General features: G+C 63.2%; 19 protein-coding genes. 11 read left to right on the top strand and 8 right to left on the bottom strand.

The genetic code is table 11. The features are described 5' to 3' along the window. Together CYJ07_RS15075 and CYJ07_RS15080 are read left to right on the top strand one after the other, a co-directional pair. Positions 1-574: aldo/keto reductase (locus tag CYJ07_RS15075; RefSeq protein ID WP_197038384.1), on the top strand; the 574-nt coding region annotated here is incomplete at its 5' end. Between the two features lie 186 nt (positions 575-760). After that, positions 761-1,174: a hypothetical protein gene (locus CYJ07_RS15080; protein WP_104204541.1), complete on the top strand. Its 414-nt coding sequence runs from the start codon at positions 761-763 to the stop codon at positions 1,172-1,174. A gap of 126 nt (positions 1,175-1,300) precedes the next feature. Here CYJ07_RS15080 and CYJ07_RS15085 read toward each other — a convergent pair whose 3' ends face one another. Then, positions 1,301-1,747: an SRPBCC family protein gene (locus CYJ07_RS15085; RefSeq protein WP_104204542.1), complete on the bottom strand. Its 447-nt coding sequence runs from the start codon at positions 1,745-1,747 to the stop codon at positions 1,301-1,303. 142 nt (positions 1,748-1,889) lie between these two features. Between CYJ07_RS15085 and CYJ07_RS15090 the strand changes: the two genes are divergently transcribed. From CYJ07_RS15090 to CYJ07_RS15100, 3 genes are read left to right on the top strand one after another with little or no spacing between them, the layout of a single operon-like run. After that, a complete protein-coding gene (locus CYJ07_RS15090) occupies positions 1,890-2,465 on the top strand; it encodes a CGNR zinc finger domain-containing protein (RefSeq protein ID WP_104204543.1) in 576 nt (191 codons plus the stop codon). Beyond that, entirely contained in the window at positions 2,455-3,102 is a 648-nt protein-coding gene (locus tag CYJ07_RS15095; protein WP_156085512.1) for a LysE family translocator, read from the top strand. The genes CYJ07_RS15090 and CYJ07_RS15095 overlap by 11 nt, the downstream gene beginning before the upstream one ends. Beyond that, a complete protein-coding gene (locus tag CYJ07_RS15100) occupies positions 3,099-4,037 on the top strand; it encodes an EamA family transporter (protein ID WP_104204544.1) in 939 nt (312 codons plus the stop codon). Before CYJ07_RS15095 ends, CYJ07_RS15100 begins: the two co-directional genes overlap by 4 nt. Before the next feature lie 15 nt (positions 4,038-4,052). On the opposite strand, the gene CYJ07_RS15105 is transcribed toward CYJ07_RS15100, so the two are convergent. Next, positions 4,053-4,817 (bottom strand): DUF72 domain-containing protein, encoded by a 765-nt coding sequence (locus CYJ07_RS15105; RefSeq protein WP_104204545.1) that lies wholly within the window; start codon positions 4,815-4,817, stop codon positions 4,053-4,055. Positions 4,818-4,985: 168 nt separating this feature from the next. Between CYJ07_RS15105 and CYJ07_RS15110 the strand changes: the two genes are divergently transcribed. From CYJ07_RS15110 to CYJ07_RS15130, 5 genes are all read left to right on the top strand, one after another. Next, on the top strand, positions 4,986-5,984 hold the full coding sequence (locus CYJ07_RS15110; RefSeq protein WP_231489652.1) for a GlxA family transcriptional regulator: 999 nt from the start codon (positions 4,986-4,988) through the stop codon (positions 5,982-5,984). Between the two features lie 150 nt (positions 5,985-6,134). Beyond that, positions 6,135-7,118 carry a TRAP transporter substrate-binding protein gene (locus CYJ07_RS15115; RefSeq protein ID WP_104204547.1) on the top strand — a complete coding sequence of 328 codons (984 nt, stop codon included), beginning with the start codon at positions 6,135-6,137 and terminating at the stop codon, positions 7,116-7,118. 60 nt (positions 7,119-7,178) lie between these two features. Beyond that, positions 7,179-7,676, top strand: coding sequence for a TRAP transporter small permease (locus tag CYJ07_RS15120; protein WP_104204548.1), 498 nt, complete (start codon positions 7,179-7,181; stop codon positions 7,674-7,676). Continuing rightward, on the top strand, positions 7,673-8,953 hold the full coding sequence (locus CYJ07_RS15125; protein WP_104204549.1) for a TRAP transporter large permease: 1,281 nt from the start codon (positions 7,673-7,675) through the stop codon (positions 8,951-8,953). Before CYJ07_RS15120 ends, CYJ07_RS15125 begins: the two co-directional genes overlap by 4 nt. 49 nt (positions 8,954-9,002) lie before the next feature. Further along, positions 9,003-10,019 (top strand): proline racemase family protein, encoded by a 1,017-nt coding sequence (locus tag CYJ07_RS15130; protein ID WP_104204550.1) that lies wholly within the window; start codon positions 9,003-9,005, stop codon positions 10,017-10,019. A 141-nt stretch (positions 10,020-10,160) separates the two neighbouring features. On the opposite strand, the gene CYJ07_RS15135 is transcribed toward CYJ07_RS15130, so the two are convergent. From CYJ07_RS15135 to yghU, 6 genes are all read right to left on the bottom strand, one after another. Beyond that, on the bottom strand, positions 10,161-10,646 hold the full coding sequence (locus tag CYJ07_RS15135) for a nucleoside deaminase (RefSeq protein WP_104204551.1): 486 nt from the start codon (positions 10,644-10,646) through the stop codon (positions 10,161-10,163). Then, the gene (locus CYJ07_RS15140; protein ID WP_104204552.1) at positions 10,640-11,188 is read right to left on the bottom strand and encodes a 2-thiouracil desulfurase family protein; all 549 of its coding nucleotides are present in this window, start codon (positions 11,186-11,188) and stop codon (positions 10,640-10,642) included. Before CYJ07_RS15140 ends, CYJ07_RS15135 begins: the two co-directional genes overlap by 7 nt. A 79-nt stretch (positions 11,189-11,267) precedes the next feature. Beyond that, positions 11,268-12,050: an RsiV family protein gene (locus CYJ07_RS15145; RefSeq protein WP_104204553.1), complete on the bottom strand. Its 783-nt coding sequence runs from the start codon at positions 12,048-12,050 to the stop codon at positions 11,268-11,270. Between the two features lie 11 nt (positions 12,051-12,061). Then, complete coding sequence (locus CYJ07_RS15150) at positions 12,062-12,505, bottom strand: GNAT family N-acetyltransferase (RefSeq protein ID WP_104204554.1); 444 nt, start codon at positions 12,503-12,505, stop codon at positions 12,062-12,064. Positions 12,506-12,551: 46 nt separating this feature from the next. Further along, positions 12,552-13,190 (bottom strand): LysE family translocator, encoded by a 639-nt coding sequence (locus CYJ07_RS15155; RefSeq protein WP_104204555.1) that lies wholly within the window; start codon positions 13,188-13,190, stop codon positions 12,552-12,554. Positions 13,191-13,303: 113 nt separating this feature from the next. Then, the gene (yghU, locus tag CYJ07_RS15160; protein ID WP_104204556.1) at positions 13,304-14,179 is read right to left on the bottom strand and encodes a glutathione-dependent disulfide-bond oxidoreductase; all 876 of its coding nucleotides are present in this window, start codon (positions 14,177-14,179) and stop codon (positions 13,304-13,306) included. A 233-nt stretch (positions 14,180-14,412) separates the two neighbouring features. Between yghU and CYJ07_RS15165 the strand changes: the two genes are divergently transcribed. Continuing rightward, complete coding sequence (locus tag CYJ07_RS15165) at positions 14,413-14,964, top strand: DsbA family protein (protein ID WP_104204557.1); 552 nt, start codon at positions 14,413-14,415, stop codon at positions 14,962-14,964. Positions 14,965-15,053 lie beyond the last annotated feature (89 nt).

Raw genomic sequence — 15,053 nt, forward strand, 5'->3', positions numbered from 1 at the left:
CATCGGGGTTTCCAACTGGGCGGCTTGGCAGATCGTCAAGGCACTGGGTATCGCCGAGCGCAAGGGACTGAACCGTTTCCAGTCGCTGCAAGCGTACTACACCATCGCCGGTCGCGACCTGGAGCGCGAGATCGTCCCCATGCTGGAGAGCGAAGGCTTGGGGCTGATGGTATGGAGCCCCCTCGCCGGCGGGCTGCTCAGTGGAAAGTACAGCCGCGAAGGCCAGGTCGAAGCCGGCAGTCGCCGTGCGAACTTCGACTTCCCCCCGGTGGCGACGGAGCGCGCTTACGATTGCATCGACGTGATGCGCGTCTTCGCTGCAGCCAAGGAGGTGAGCGTCGCGCAGATCGCACTGGCCTGGCTGCTGCACCGGCCTGCGGTGAGCAGCGTGATCGTCGGCGCCAAGCGTGTCGACCAGCTCGACGACAACATCGCCGCCACCCGCGTCACCCTGAGCGACGACGAACTCGCCGAACTCGATCGCGTCAGCCAGCTCCCCCCCGAATACCCTGGCTGGATGCTGGAACGGCAAGGCGGGTACCGGCGGGAACAACTCGGTGCACAGCGACGCTGAGCGATAGTCGACAAAATGCCATCATCGCAATATCTGTCGACGGTCTATGCTTCAGAGACCGTCACCTCCGGGGACGGCGGCGACCGTGGCGTTCGACCATCGAGGCCACGGCCATCCAAGGAGCGGAGCGGCCACCACGGGTATGAGCCGCCCGCATTCAGGACATGAAGTCCAAGGAGTAATGCCATGTTGTCGCGCGACGCACTCAAGCGAATCGGCGTGCTGGGAGTCACAATGGGTCTGGTTGCCAGTCCCTTCGCCTGGTCGGCTGGTAACGACAAGGAAGCGGATGCCACCGGCGAGCAAGGCGGCACCTCCACCATGACGGAAGGCGCTTCCGGTACCGCAGGCTCTTCCGGATCGGCTGGAGCCGGGTCGGCTGGAACGAATGCCGACCAAGGGACCGAATGGGAAGAGGAAAAGGAAAAAGAGGGCGAGATGGAGTCGGGAAGCACCGATGGCGGCTCCGGCGAGGTGAGCAACGACCCCATTGAAGCGGGCGCCCCAGGCGTTGAGGGAGGACAAGGTACTCAGGGAGGCGAGGAACCCGAGCCGAACGATACCGACAACGCCCAAGGAGAAGAAGAGAACGAAACCTGAAGAAAAGGAATCTGAGCATTTCGAAGGGCCCGGCAATGCCGGGCCTTTTTCATAGCCTTCATTAACGGGAGCCGCTCTAGGCGCCGGGTGTTACGCGGTGAGGCAAACGCCGCCGGTGCGTGCGCGTCACTCGTCGGGGATGTCCGCCTCGACCAGCCGCTTCAGCAGCTCGAGCGACTCCTGCCAGCCGAGATAGCAAGCCTCGGGCGGAATAAGATCGGGTACTCTCTCCTGCACGATCCGCAGCTCGGTCCCGACGCTGACTTTCTCGAAGGTAATGGTTACCTCCATTTCACCGGTCAGTTCCGGTGAATCGAAGCGATCGACATAGCGAAGCCGTTCGGCCTCCACCACCTCGAGGTACTCCCCGCCGAAGGAGTGACGCTGGCCCGTGGAGAAATTGGTGAACGACATGCGATAGCCGCCGCCCTCGCGCGGCTCCATCTTCTCGATCTGGGCGGTGAAACCGTTGGGCGGCATCCACTTGACCAGAGCATCCGGATCGATGAATGCGCGATAGACCCGCTCGCATGGGGCCCGCAGAACACGATGAAGACGAATGGTGCTGGGCATGATCGGTCTCCTTGAAGCGACTGTTACCGGAATTGGCGTTACGTCATCGGATGGCCGGACGCGATTTCGACAGTTCGAACTGTGCCAGTCTTTTTCTCACGGTTTTATTGCTTAAAACCATGATTCCTTCTACCGTTCCTATATGACGGAAGAGAAATGGAACTGGCTTGGCGATCATCTCGCCGTCGACCTGGCCAATACGGTACGGAGACGCGGCGAACGGATGGCCGAGCTGCTGAGCGACACGGCGGCGCTGGAGGAGTGGTTCCGGCACGAGCGCGAGCGGCTGCCCGAACCCGGCACGATCGACGAGGGGCTGCTCTCGGCCTTCCTCGCACTACGCGACGACACCCTCAGCCTGCTGCGCGCCGCGGTGGCGGGCGAGGCGTTGCCCGAGCCCGCCGTCGCGCGCGTCAATGCCATCGTGACGAGCACACCCCTGCCGCGGGTGCTGGGCGAACGACCGCGGCAGCGCCATCGGCTGCCGGCGCGCTCGGGCGACGCCCATCGCGACGTTCTGGCCACGCTGGCCGATGCCGTCGTCGACCTGCTTGGCGACGAGCAGCTCTACCGCCTGGCCTTCTGCGACGCTCCCAGCTGCGGCCAGTTCTTCCATCGACAACGCCCCAACCAGAGCTGGTGCTGTCCGGCATGCGGCGACCGGGTACGCGCCGCTCGTCATCATCACCGGCGCACGGGAGGAAGAGATGAACGTTGACCTGCTGGGGTTTCTGGCCGTGGTCGGGATCGCCTACCTGATTCCCGGACCCGACCTGGTCGTCATTTCGCGCTTCGCCGCCCGCAGCCGGCGTTCGGGCAATGCGGCGGCGCTCGGGGCCCAGACGGGGCTCTGCCTGCACATGCTGCTGGCCTGCGCCGGCCTCTCTACCCTCGCCGCGAACTCGGCCACGGCGTTCACCGCCATCAAGACGCTGGGCGCGATCTATCTCATCGCGCTGGGCTTTCGAACAGCCCTGTCCGGCGGCAGAACGCCCCTTCGTGCCGCCAATGCCACGCCACGTGCAGACCCCGTACCCGATACGCAACGCTTGCTCCGTCCGTTTCGGGCGGCGTTCATCACCAATGCGCTCAACCCCAAGGCGGCCCTGTTCTTTCTCAGCGTGCTGCCACAGTTCATCGACACCCGGCTGCCCGCCGGGCCGCAGATACTGCTGCTCGGTTTCATCGACATCGTGGCGGGTGTGCTCTACTGGGGGCTGGTGGTGCTTCTCGTCCGCCGCGCCCTGCCCAGGCTGAACCGCCCCCGGCTATGGCAATGGCGCCACCAAGTGGCCGGCGGCGCCATGGTGGGAGCCGGGGCGTTGCTGCTGCGTGCGGATGGCGAGCGGGCATGAGACGGTCTCGGCTTGCGTGGCGCCCACCGTCTCGGCCACCCGCGTCGCTGCTGGTGCTGGGAAGCGTCGTCAGCATTCAGATCGGCCAGGCCTTCGGTAAGCACCTGTTCGCCTATCTCGGCCCGATGGGCGTGGCGTCACTGCGTCTGACTCTGGCGGCAGCAGTGCTTCTGTTGCTGTGGCGCCCGGCTTTCCCGCGCTCATGGCGTACCTGGGGCCTGATCACCGCCTTCGGCGCCTCGATCGCCGGCATGAACCTGATCTATCCGGCCCTGGCCTACCTGCCGCTGGGTATGGCCACGTCGCTTCAGTTGCTCGGCCCGCTGGCGGTCGCCCTGTTCGCCGCCCGGCACCGCGGCCAGCTCGCCTGGTGCGGGTTGGCGATCCTCGGCGTCGGCCTGTTCTATCTTCCCGGCCAGGTTGCCTTCTCCCTGCCCGGCCTGCTCTTCGCCCTGGCCTCCGGCGCCGCCATGGGCACCTATCTCCTGGTCAATCGCAGCGCCGGGGCCAATAGCCAGGACGGCTCCCTGCTGGCGTGGGCGGTCGCCTTTGCCGCGCTGCTCACCCTGCCGTTCGGCATCGGCGAATCGGGCGAGGCGTTACTCGATCCCTCCCTGCTCCTGGCGGGGCTGGGGCTCGCCATCGTCTCTGCCGTCATTCCCTACAGCCTCGATCTGGCCGCCCTTCGTCGGCTGCCCGCCCGCCTGGTGGGACTGCTCGAGAGCCTGGAACCCGTGGTTGCCGGGCTGGCCGGCCTCTTGGTTCTCGGTGAACGTCTCGGTCCGGTGCAGTGGCTGGCCATCGCCTGCATCACGCTGGCTTCGGCGGGGGCGGTTGCCTTGCAGCACCGGGAGAACGGCAGTCGTGTCGCTCAAGCGCTGCCGCTGGAAGCGGACCCGGCCGCCCGCTGGCGAGAGGGAAAAGAGCGCGTCTAGTCGCCGCTCCGGCCGCTACAGCTTGTCGTTCACGTAGCGGCGCAGGTCCAGCGCGTTGCGTGGCGCATCGGCCTCCTGATCGTTGTTGAAATAGGCGTAGACGTCGCAGCCCTCTGCCAGCAGCGTGGCAATGCGCTCTGCTTCGGCGGTGAGGAACTGCCGGGAATAACTGCCGCTGTAGTGGTTGCCGTGGTAGCGCAGGTAGGTCCAGTCGGCGGTGTACTCCCGCGGGTGGTTCTCGAGCATATCGTGAATGCACAGCGCCGCCCGGTGCCGGCGCAGCACGTCGTAGATCTCGTCGTTCAGCCAATCGGGGTCGCGCAGCTCGATGGCCCAGCGATGCCGACTCGGAGCCTCGGCCAGGAAGGCATCCAGTCGTTCCGGTCGAGGCTTCCATCTCGGCGGCAGCTGCACCAGCACCGGACCGAGACAGCCATCGAGGCGCTGGGCGACCTCGATGAACTTGTCCAGGCTCTGCGCCGGGTCCTTGAGGCGCTTCATGTGGCTGCCGTAGCGGCTGAACTTCAGCGCGTACTCGAAGCCGGCGGGCGCGGCCTCCTTCCACTGATCGAAGGTGCCGGCCTCCGGCAGGTTGTAGAAGGTGTTGTTGATCTCCACCGTATCGAAGCGCTCGGCGTAGTAGCCGAACCACTCCTTCTGCGTCAGCTCGCCTGGGTAGAAACGCTCCTTCCAGTGCCGGTACTGGTAGCCGGACGTGCCGACACGCAGCTCTCCCCTCTTTTTCTGCGTTCCTTGCCGCTTGCGCTGCGAACTCGCCATGACGCCTCCACTGTCGCTCAGTCTGAGAAGTGCCTTAAGTGTGGCAGAGTCCTGCACTGACAGAACAAGCCGCAACAGCGTTGGCTTAATGCAGCGTGAGGCACGTCCGCTCGAAGCCTGGACTCCTTGAGTGCATACTGGCGAAACGTTCCTGCGAGATGAGTTTTCATGCCGCAAGCCAAAACACCTCCATTGAGAGTCGGCTTCATCCTGCTACCCCTGTTCACCCTGAATGCTTTTGCCGGCTTCATCGACTCCTTGCGGCTGGCCGCTGATAGAGGTGGCAGGAGCCGACAAATTCATTGCAGCTGGCACATTATGGGGCCGGGGCCGGTCACCTCAAGCTGCGGTCTTGAGGTACATCCGCAGTCACCCTACCGGGATCCGAAACTTTTCACCCATATAGCAGTGTGCGGTGGCAATAATTATCTCGATCCTCATGAGGACAGGGCGCTCAGCCACTACCTGAAGGATGCTTATCGCCAGGGTGTAAAGCTGGTGGGTGTATGTACCGGCACTTTTGCCATTGCCCGGGCCGGGTTGCTCAAGAGCCAACGAGTATGCGTACACTGGAATGTCATTAACGATTTCCGTCAGCAGTTCCCCCTCATCGACGCCACACCTGATCGACTATTCCTCGAATCGGTGCGTGTCATCACGTGTGCCGGCTCATCAGGAGCCACTGATATGGCGTTGCACCTTATCCGTCGTGAGTGCGGGCCGGACAAGGCGCAGCAGGCTATTCGCCACATGATCCTCAACGGCATGCGCACTTCCAACTCGCCACAAACCCACTTCTTTGAAGCCATCCAGGAAATACGCGACGAACGTGTCAGGGTTGCCGTATTGACCATGGAACAGTCGCTCAACACACGTCTCGACACTCAGGCCTTGGCCGAGCGCATCAACCTCGGCCCGCGCCAGCTCGACAGGCTGTTCCAGCAGGAGATGGGCACTACGCCCATGCGCTACTTCAAGACCATGCGCCTGCGCTATGCCGAATGGTTGCTGCAACATACCGACAGCTCGATCGCCGAAATCGCGGCCGAGTGCGGTTTCTCCGATGCGTCCCACTTGGCACGTCACTTTCAGGCCCATTATTCCTGCAGCCCCAGGCAGTCGCGTCGCAAGGGGCTGCGCAACCAGGCGGGTGCCCAAGCTTCCTGAGTCCTTACGCCTGAACGGCACATGTCCAATACATCCCCTTTCTTGTCCGTTTTCTTCTATAAGCGGCCATCGCGCAGCCCTACCCTAGAGGCAAGTGTTCGTTCACCCAGTGACACGACTCCCATCAACAACAACCTCTGGAGCGTCACCATGAAGCACAAACTCCCGCGTCTCCTGACCGCCGTGGCAGTGGGCCTCGGCATTGCCGGTTCCTCGACGGCCGCCGAACTGGAACTGCGCGCCGCCACGATCGGCAGCCAGCAGGGCATCCAAATGGCCGGCCTCAATACGCTCGCTAGCCACGTGGCCGAAGCCACCGCAGAAGGCGTCGAAGTCCGACTGTTCCATTCTGGCGCCTTGGGCGACCAGGTCAGCAATATCGAATCCCTGGATACCCGCACGCTCGACATCGCCACCATCGAGACACCAATCACTACCATCGACGAGGACATGGGCATTCTCTCGCTGCCCTACTTGTTCCGAGATCGCGAGCATGTCGCCAGCGTGCTCGGTGGCGAAATCGGCGATGCCCTGAAGCAACGACTGCAGGAACAGGGTTATCGGGTCATCGGCTTCTACGAGGGCGGCTTCCGGCACATCACAAACAACCGTCGCGCCATCGAAACGCCGGACGACCTCAGCGGCCTGCGCATCCGCACCCCGGGTAGCCGCCAGCGGGTGGAGATGTTCAACGCCTACGGCGCCAACGCCTCGCCGCTTCCTTATCCCGAACTCTACTCAGCGTTGCAGACCGGCGTCTTCGACGGCCAGGAGAACCCGCTGGTCGAGGTCGAGGCCAGTCGCTTCTACGAAGTGCAGGATTACCTCTCGCTTTCGGGGCATGTCTATACCGTGGGCTTCCTGCTGATGAACGAAGCGCGTTTCCAGGATCTTCCCGATGAGGTGCAGCAGGCGCTGCTGGAAGGCGGACAGAAGGCTTTCGACGCCACCGCCGACTTCGGCGAGCGTGCCGACCAGAGCGTTATCGACCTGGTCGAGCAGAACGGCATGCAAGTCAACGAAGTCGATCTCGAAGCCTTCATCGAAGCGTCCCAACCGCTGTGGGAACGTTTTACCGAGGACATGTCGGACGAAGCGCGCGAGCTGGTACAGCGCATCGCTGAGCATCCCTGAGCCTCACCGTGTCAGTCCGGCGGGCCGCCCCGGCCCGCCACTTCCCTGCAGGAGCCTCCCATGCTTGATCGTTTTTTCGAAGCGGTCGCGGCACTGCTGTTGTCTGCCATCACCCTGCTCGCCCTGGCTGCCGTGATTGCACGCTACATACTCAATGCCTCGCTATCCTGGAGCGCCGAAGTGCTGGTGGGCCTTCTGGTCTACGTGACCTTCTTTTGCGGCTACTTGGCGCTGCGCAAGGGTGCGCACCTGCGCATCGATGTGGTGGCCGCCTGCCTGCCCGCCCGCGGCCAATGGATACTGTTCTTCCTCAACCAGGCACTCATCGGCGTGGTCTGCATGGTCATGGTGGTGTGGGGGCTGGAACAGACCCTGACCTTCTCCCACCGCACCACCCTGATGCTGGGCGCCCCCCAGTGGCTGTTCTACGCCGCCGTGCCCATCTCCGGCGTGGGCATGCTGATGGAACTGATTCGCCAGTGCATTGCCGCCGCCAAGGCCGAGGTTCCTCCCTATGAAGCCGCTCGGCAAGCCGCACTGGAGGAGAGTGCCTCATGATTCTGCTTGTCATTCTTTTCGCCCTGCTGACCCTGATCGGCCTGGCCATGCCCATTGCCTTTGCGCTAACACTGGTCTCGATTGCCGTCCTGGCCTTTTCCGGTGTCGACATGCTGGTTCTGGTGCAGCGCCTCTACCGTGGCACCGAGTCATTTCCGCTACTAGCGGTACCGCTGTTCATCCTGGCCGGACAGATCATGAATCACAGCGGCATCTCGGCGCGCCTGATCGATCTGGCCCGTGCCCTGGTCGGTGCCATTCGCGGCGGCCTGGCCGCGGTGAACATCCTGACCTCGATGTTCTTCGCCGGCATGAGCGGCACCTCGATGTCCGATACCGCGGCCGTGGGCGGCGTTATGATCCCGCAGATGATCAAACGCGGTTACTCGGCACCCTTCACTGCCGCAGTGACGGCGTCATCCTCTACCATCGGCATCATTATTCCACCCAGCGTGCCCATGGTCCTGCTCAGCGCCTATATGGGTCTTTCGACCGGCGCGCTGTTTGCCGCTGGCCTGATTGCAGGCGTGCTCACCGCCCTCGGCCTGATTCTGATGGCTTGGTGGATATCGGTGAAACGACAGTATCCCATCGAATCCGCCTTCTCCCTGAGCGAGCTGGGCCGCACCTTCATCGGCGCCTTGCCGGCCCTGATGATGCCGATCATCATATTGGGTGGCATCCTGGGTGGCATTTTCACGCCCACCGAAGCCTCCGCGGTTGCGGTCGCCTATGGCGTGCTGGCCGGCATGCTGCTTTACCGCTCGCTTTCACTTCGCGCTCTCTATCTCGCGTTGGTGGAGAGCGCCGTGCTCACCGGTGCGGTGATGTTCGTGACCGCCGCGGCGCATACCCTGGGCTACACCTTCACCTACCAGAGCCTGGGCCAGCTGATACTCGGTCCCATCGCAGCCCTCGACATGGGTCCGATAGGCTTCTTGCTGATCTTGAGCCTGGTGTTGATCGTCGCCGGCACCTTCCTCGACGGCATCGCCATGATGTTCATCGTGGTGCCGCTGTTCCTGCCCAGCGTGCAGCTGCTCGGCATCGATCCACTGCAATTTGCCATGGTGGTGATCCTGTGCTGGGGCATCGGCCAGCAGACACCGCCCGTCGGCGCCGCGCTGTTCATCACCAGCGTGATTTCCAGAGTCGACGTCATACGCATTACCCACGCCAACCTGCCGTTCATCGCCGTGATGCTGCTCGTGCTTCTCGCCGTGATCGTTTGGCCCGAAGGCATCGTCATGAGCGTACCCCGCTGGCTCGGTCTCTAGCCGCGCGCCGCGTACCCAAACCCTCAACGCCATAGCCACAGGAAATCCAATGAACAACCAGCAGTTTCTCGACGTGATCTACACCCATACCGAAGGCGAGCCGACCTGCATCGTGCATGGTGGCATTCCCTATCCTTTTGGCGGCGACATCCTCGACAAGCGTCGTTATCTTCAGCAGCACCACGACCATGTACGGACCAGTCTGATGCGCGAGCCGCGCGGCCACCAGCACATGTTCGGCGTGTTTCTCACTCCACCCTCCGATGCCGACCACGACGCCGGCATGCTGTGGATCGATGGAGAGCAATTCGTCGACATGTGCGGCCACGGCACCATTGCGCTCTCCATGGCCATGGTGGCCCACCGCCTGGCGCCGCCGGCCCAGGAAGACGGCCTCACTCGCATCCGCTTCGAAACTACCGCCGGCACCGTGGTTTCCGAGGTGAAAGCCGACGCCGACAAAGTACACTGGACCCGCTTCGAAAATGTGCCTGCCTTCGTCATGGAACAGGACATTCCCGTGAACGTCCCCGGTCTAGGCATTCTCAGCGCCGACCTGGTATTTGGGGGCAACTTCTTCGCCATCATCCGGGTGCCCGCCGACAAGCAGCCGATCGGCCCCGACAATGGCAGTTTCTTCTCCCATGCTGGCCAGGCCGTGAAGGCCGAGCTCAACGCCCGTATGAAGATTAGTCATCCAACCCACCCGCACATCAACGGCCTGAACTTCGTCACTTTCTGGCACGAGGGCTCACAGTCGGATTCGCTCTACCGCAACGTCCACGTATTCTCCGATGGGAAGCTAGACCGTTCCCCCGGCGGCACCGGCACCAGCGCCATGATGGCCATGTTCCACGCTCGCAACGAGTTGGAAGTGGGTCGCCCCATCCATTCCGAGGGCCTGCTCGGCAGCGGCCGCTTCACCGGGGAGATCCTTGGCGAAACGGAGATTGGCGGCTACCGGGCCATCCGCCCCAGCGTGCAGGGCACCGCCGAGCTGATCGGCTACGCCAAGTGGCTGATCGATGAACGCGATCCGGTAGGCCGCGGTTTCGTGATTCGCTAATCTCGCTCTTACTCAATTGACCTTACGAGTCGACGCCACGCGGCCAGTGGCGTCGACATATCGTCGCGCAGCCTCCCTGGCGCTTGCTGCGAGTTCTGGCCGTATGCCTCCTCTACTGTCGCTCCGCCCGAGATGGTGCCTTCAGTGTGGCTCAGTGCCATAAAAGCGACAGTGCAGCTCGCGTATCTGCTCCGCCAGGCCCGGCGCCGGCCCCTCCACGACGATATCCGGCGCGACCTCCTGAATCGGTAAGGGGCGCACGGGGGCAGACGGCACGCCCAGTTCGCCAAGCCAGGTAGACAACTGCGCGGAAGAGCTGGCGTAGACGATACGCCCCAGCCCGACCCAACCATGCGCCGCCGCGCACATGGGGCAGTGCTCCCCCGAGGTGTAGACGGTGGCGGCGAGACGCTCTTCCGGGCTCATGTGAGCGGCCGCCCAGCGTGCCAGCTCGAATTCGGGGTGCCGGGTTCGGTCGCCCGTGGCCACGCGGTTGTGATCTTCGGCCAGCACACGCCCCTCACCATCGACGAGCACGGAGCCGAACGGTTCGTCGCCCTTCTCGAGCGCCTCGGTGGCCAACGCCACGCAGCGGCGAAGGTGACGCAGGTCGTCGGAACTCAGCATGTGTACTCTCCTTTTCCTTCTCCCTCATCGGACCTGTCGCAGCGATCGCATGTCGCCTCGGCAGTAAGAAGCGCTTGCTGCGCGGCCTCGATGTCATGCTGGCCAAACACAGCAATTCCATTCTCTCTCAGTAAGGCGGTCGTCACTCCGATGCCGGGCACTTTCGTGCCCGCAAACTGCCCATCGTAGATGTGAGCGCTGCCACAGGAAGGGCTGTACTCAGCCAGTACCGCTACTCGAATGCCGTGACGTCGACAGAGGTTCAACGCCATTTCCGCCCCGGCTCGAAATGCGCTCGTCACGTCCCGCCCGGCCTTTTCGATCACCCTTGCCTGCCCCTTGAGCACGGAGGCCCCATCACCCAGGCGGATCTCGGCGGGCGGGCGCGGAATGCTCATGCCGGCACTCACTTCGGGACATACCGACACCACACGCCCCTCGGCTAGCCAGCGTTCGAGGATGGCGGAAGGAAGAGACAGTGCGCCCGCGTCGTAGCGCACGTGGCTGCCCAGCAGGCAAGCGCTTATCAGAACTCTTTGCACTCTTTCCTCCTGTGCGTTCCGATGCAATCTTTTAGTTGCCAATGGAGAAGTGGCATCACCTCGATATGCTAGGTCGGCATCAGTCCGTGGTCAGGCCGAGATAGCGGGGCTTGACGATTCCCATCAGTTCGTCATTGGCAATATGCAGTTCCGGCTGGCCAAGGGCGTAGGGGGCAATCTCGTAGACGTCGTACCGTACCGTCCACCCCATCTCGAGCGGCGCGACATTGCGACTCTCGCTAAACGGCCAGTTGGCTCGGAAATCCTCGTCGGCATCGATCTGCTCCAGCCAGCGCCGGTGGGCACGCGCCAGTACCTCGCGAAACGCCTCCTCTCGGCCTTCGATGAGCATCTCCTCGAGCGTCACGACGCGCCCCAGGCGCTCGTCGATGACCATGAACTCGGTCAGAGGCATACCGTGGGCTTGCCCGGCGTGGTAGACGAAGCTGTCGAGTTCGACGACCAGCAGGTCGTCGTGCTGGGCGTAGATCTGCGCCTCGAGCGTCGCCTGGCTGGCGGAGTGCAGGGGCCCGAACTGACGGGCGTCCTTGGCCTGGGCAAAGAACGCCTGCGCAAACGCTTCCCAGGAATCGGTCGACGGCTCATCGCTCCCATCGGTGAACCCCGTGCTCATGGAAAGCAGCGTTTGCCGCAGCCGTTCGCTCAGGGCGGGTGAATCGGGAAAGCGCAGCGCGTTCACCACCACCTCAGCGCAGCGATCGGGGGGACAGCCGGACTCCACGAACTTCACCTCGACCGCTTCAGGGACGATCCTCGAGGCAGTGCGCGAAGCCTCCTCGGCTTGACAACCTCCCAGCGCGAGCAGGCTCCCGACCAGCATGATGGCGTACCGACACGACATGGAGGTGCCTCCTAAAGGCGCTTGGCGAAGAACGCCATATTGTCGCTGCAATGAAAACCGAGTCCCTGGTAGAACCCGGCGGCAGGGATGGTACGGTCGGTGGCGAGATAGATCGCCCCCGCGCCACGCATCGTCAGCTCCCGTTCCAGGGCGCTGTACAGCTGTGTCCCCACGCCCTTCGACTGCTGAGAGGCGCTCACGCACATCTCGCGCAGATAAAATAGGCTGTTGGTGCAGAAAGGCTCAAGAGTGCCCAGCGCAAAGCCCACGATATCGCCTTGCTCATCGGTTTCCGCAAGCATGCCCACGAAACCATGGGAATCGTGAAAATGCGCGAGGCGGGCCAAGGCGCGCTCGGCATTCCAGGGTTCCTTCCACGGCTCGGCGACGAACACCTGCGCATAGAGACGCGCGCAGTCTTCGAGATCGTGCCGCTCCAGTCGACGTAGCTGCATGTGTCGCTCGCAGGATTGCCAAAGGGTGTCATCGACGCGACGGAGACTAGCGTCCCGAAGCGATTAGGGTACCGCCGGCTCCCATGAAGAGCCCGCCGGTCGTTCGGTGAAAGGCACGCATCCTTTTCGGGCTGTCGAACCAACGGCCGAGTCCCGACCCCAAGGTGGCGTATAGCGTCATCAGTGTCGTATCGATGACCAGCCAGGTCAGCGCCAGGATGACGAACTGCAGCAGCTGCGGCTCGCCGACGGTAATGAAATTGGGGAACAATGCGGCAAAGAACAGCAGGTCCTTGGGGTTACCGATGCCCACCAGGAACCCTTGGCGGAACAGGCCGGGCACGGAGTGTTTCCCTGCCGGGCCAGGCATGGGGTGAGGCGCCGCCTCCAGCGGTGACCGGGGTACGGCAAGCCACGCCTGCAGCCCCAGGTAGATCAGGTAGGCGCCGCCGACCAGCTTCAGCAACATGAAGGCCGTTTCCGACGTCGCCAGCACGGCACCGAGCCCGAGTGCGGATAGGGACATCAGCACCAGCGAAGCCACTCCGCCTCCAAGCACGGTGGCGATGGTGCGTTGCGGCCCGAACCGCAATCCATGCGACGTGCACAACAGCGCAACGGGTCCGGGAAAGACGATCAGGGCCGTTATCACGCCGATATAGGTCAACCAGGTCCAACCATCCACACGTCGCCCTTCCCTGTAGTCTCGCCGCTACGGACGCCTGCCTACGGCCGCGTCCTCGGAACGAAAGCTCATCATCCGCTACCGACACCAAGCAGGCAAACGGAGCCCACCGCCTACTTGCTCGCTTCGAGCTTGTCCTGCGTTCGCGTCTCGAAGTCGCTGGCGTCGTGGCGTTCATGCAACTGCTCCTCGGGCTCACCGAAGGTGCGGTTGACCATACGTCCACGCTGCACCGCTAGGCGAGTATCGATCTCCCTGGCCCAGCGCTGCACGTGCTCGTACTCCTGCGCCTGCAGGAACTCAGCCGCCTCGTAGACGCTATCCAGCACCAATTGGCCATACCAGGGCCAGATGGCGATATCGGCGATGGTGTAGTCATCGCCCGCCACATAGCGCGTCTGCGCCAGGCGCCGGTCCAGCACGTCGAGCTGTCGCTTGGCCTCCATGGTGAAACGGTCGATGGCATATTCGATCTTGATCGGCGCGTAGGCGTAGAAGTGGCCGAAACCGCCACCGAGATAGGGCGCGCTGCCCATCTGCCAGAACAACCAGTTGAGCGTCTCGGTGCGCCCGGCGGGATCACTCGGCAGGAACTCGCCGAACTTCTCGGCCAGGTAGAGCAGGATCGAGCCGGATTCGAACACCCGGGTCGGTGGCGTGGTGCTGTGGTCCATCAGCGCCGGGATCTTGGAGTTGGGATTGACTTCGACGAAGCCGCTACCGAACTGCTCGCCATCGCCGATCCTGATCGGCCAGGCATCGTACTCGGCGTCCTTGTGGCCCAGCGCCAACAGCTCCTCGAACATCACCGTGGCCTTCACCCCGTTGGGTGTAGCCAACGAGTAGAGCTGAAACGGATGCTTGCCGACCGGCAGGGCCTTGTCGTGGGTCGGCCCGGCGATGGGCCGATTGATACTCGCAAACTGGCCGCCGCTCTCCTTCTCCCATTTCCAGACCTTCGGCGGAACGTATTCGCTCTCTTGGCTCATGGAACCTCCTTGGCGACAAATGGCACGACTCGCTCCTTCGCCTGGGTTGGCGTCACGAGCGTTAGACCGACAAAGATAGCCGGTTAATGAAACCGCCGCGAGCCAGTCGTGTGGTGTCCCTGGCGACAAACGAAGATCATCCCCGCCTTCTGCTACGTTTACGGTATTCGCCCATGCGCCAGCACCTTTACGGCGCCTTTGCCTGCAATCCGGTGACTCATCAAGGAGGACTTATGGCCAACGATTGGCACGCCGATCCGCTCGTCTGGGGTCACGGCTCGCGTCTGCTCGAGGTCTTTCTGGAACCGACCTGCCCGTTTTCGGTGAAAACCTTCCACAAGCTGGACGATTTCCTGGCACAGGCCGGGGAATCGAAGGTTAGCGTACGAATCTGGCTCAACTCCCAGCCCTGGCACCTGCTTTCGCCGATCGTGACCCGCGCGATCGTGGCTGCCTCGACACTGGAAGGCGGCAGGGAGACCGCCAAGCGGGTCATGGCCGCCGTGGCCGATCGCCGCGAAGAGTTCGTTTTCGAGAACCACAGCACCGGGCCGAACCGGGACGCCACACCCAGCGACGTGCTCAAGCGCCTGGAGGAAGCCAGTGGCGTGGCACTCACCCAGGCCTTCGAGATCCCCGTCCTCGAAAGCGAGATCAAGCGCCACACCAAGTATGCCCGCCAGAACGGCATTCACAGTACGCCGACCTTCATGGTCGACGGATTGGTTGAGCCCGGCATGGGCAGCGGCGACGAGGTGACAGAGTGGGTAAAGCGGTTCGAATGAAGCCCTGGGTGCGCTGCGTAAGTGGCGTCTAACGCAGTCTCTCGCAAAAGCCGTCATTCACTGGAATGACGGCTTTTCTCTCAGCTACC

This window comes from Billgrantia saliphila (assembly GCF_002930105.1).
In the GTDB taxonomy this organism is placed as follows: domain Bacteria; phylum Pseudomonadota; class Gammaproteobacteria; order Pseudomonadales; family Halomonadaceae; genus Halomonas; species Halomonas saliphila.

Bases quoted from the DNA above. Each gene is read 5' to 3' on its own strand.
- CYJ07_RS15080 (WP_104204541.1), top strand. From the start codon at position 761: ATGTTGTCGCGCGACGCACTCAAGCGAATCGGCGTGCTGGGAGTCACA.
- CYJ07_RS15085 (WP_104204542.1), bottom strand. From the start codon at position 1,747: ATGCCCAGCACCATTCGTCTTCATCGTGTTCTGCGGGCCCCATGCGAG.
- CYJ07_RS15090 (WP_104204543.1), top strand. From the start codon at position 1,890: ATGACGGAAGAGAAATGGAACTGGCTTGGCGATCATCTCGCCGTCGAC.
- CYJ07_RS15095 (WP_156085512.1), top strand. From the start codon at position 2,455: ATGAACGTTGACCTGCTGGGGTTTCTGGCCGTGGTCGGGATCGCCTAC.
- CYJ07_RS15100 (WP_104204544.1), top strand. From the start codon at position 3,099: ATGAGACGGTCTCGGCTTGCGTGGCGCCCACCGTCTCGGCCACCCGCG.
- CYJ07_RS15105 (WP_104204545.1), bottom strand. From the start codon at position 4,817: ATGGCGAGTTCGCAGCGCAAGCGGCAAGGAACGCAGAAAAAGAGGGGA.
- CYJ07_RS15110 (WP_231489652.1), top strand. From the start codon at position 4,986: ATGCCGCAAGCCAAAACACCTCCATTGAGAGTCGGCTTCATCCTGCTA.
- CYJ07_RS15115 (WP_104204547.1), top strand. From the start codon at position 6,135: ATGAAGCACAAACTCCCGCGTCTCCTGACCGCCGTGGCAGTGGGCCTC.
- CYJ07_RS15120 (WP_104204548.1), top strand. From the start codon at position 7,179: ATGCTTGATCGTTTTTTCGAAGCGGTCGCGGCACTGCTGTTGTCTGCC.
- CYJ07_RS15125 (WP_104204549.1), top strand. From the start codon at position 7,673: ATGATTCTGCTTGTCATTCTTTTCGCCCTGCTGACCCTGATCGGCCTG.
- CYJ07_RS15130 (WP_104204550.1), top strand. From the start codon at position 9,003: ATGAACAACCAGCAGTTTCTCGACGTGATCTACACCCATACCGAAGGC.
- CYJ07_RS15135 (WP_104204551.1), bottom strand. From the start codon at position 10,646: ATGCTGAGTTCCGACGACCTGCGTCACCTTCGCCGCTGCGTGGCGTTG.
- CYJ07_RS15145 (WP_104204553.1), bottom strand. From the start codon at position 12,050: ATGTCGTGTCGGTACGCCATCATGCTGGTCGGGAGCCTGCTCGCGCTG.
- CYJ07_RS15150 (WP_104204554.1), bottom strand. From the start codon at position 12,505: ATGCAGCTACGTCGACTGGAGCGGCACGATCTCGAAGACTGCGCGCGT.
- yghU (WP_104204556.1), bottom strand. From the start codon at position 14,179: ATGAGCCAAGAGAGCGAATACGTTCCGCCGAAGGTCTGGAAATGGGAG.
- CYJ07_RS15165 (WP_104204557.1), top strand. From the start codon at position 14,413: ATGGCCAACGATTGGCACGCCGATCCGCTCGTCTGGGGTCACGGCTCG.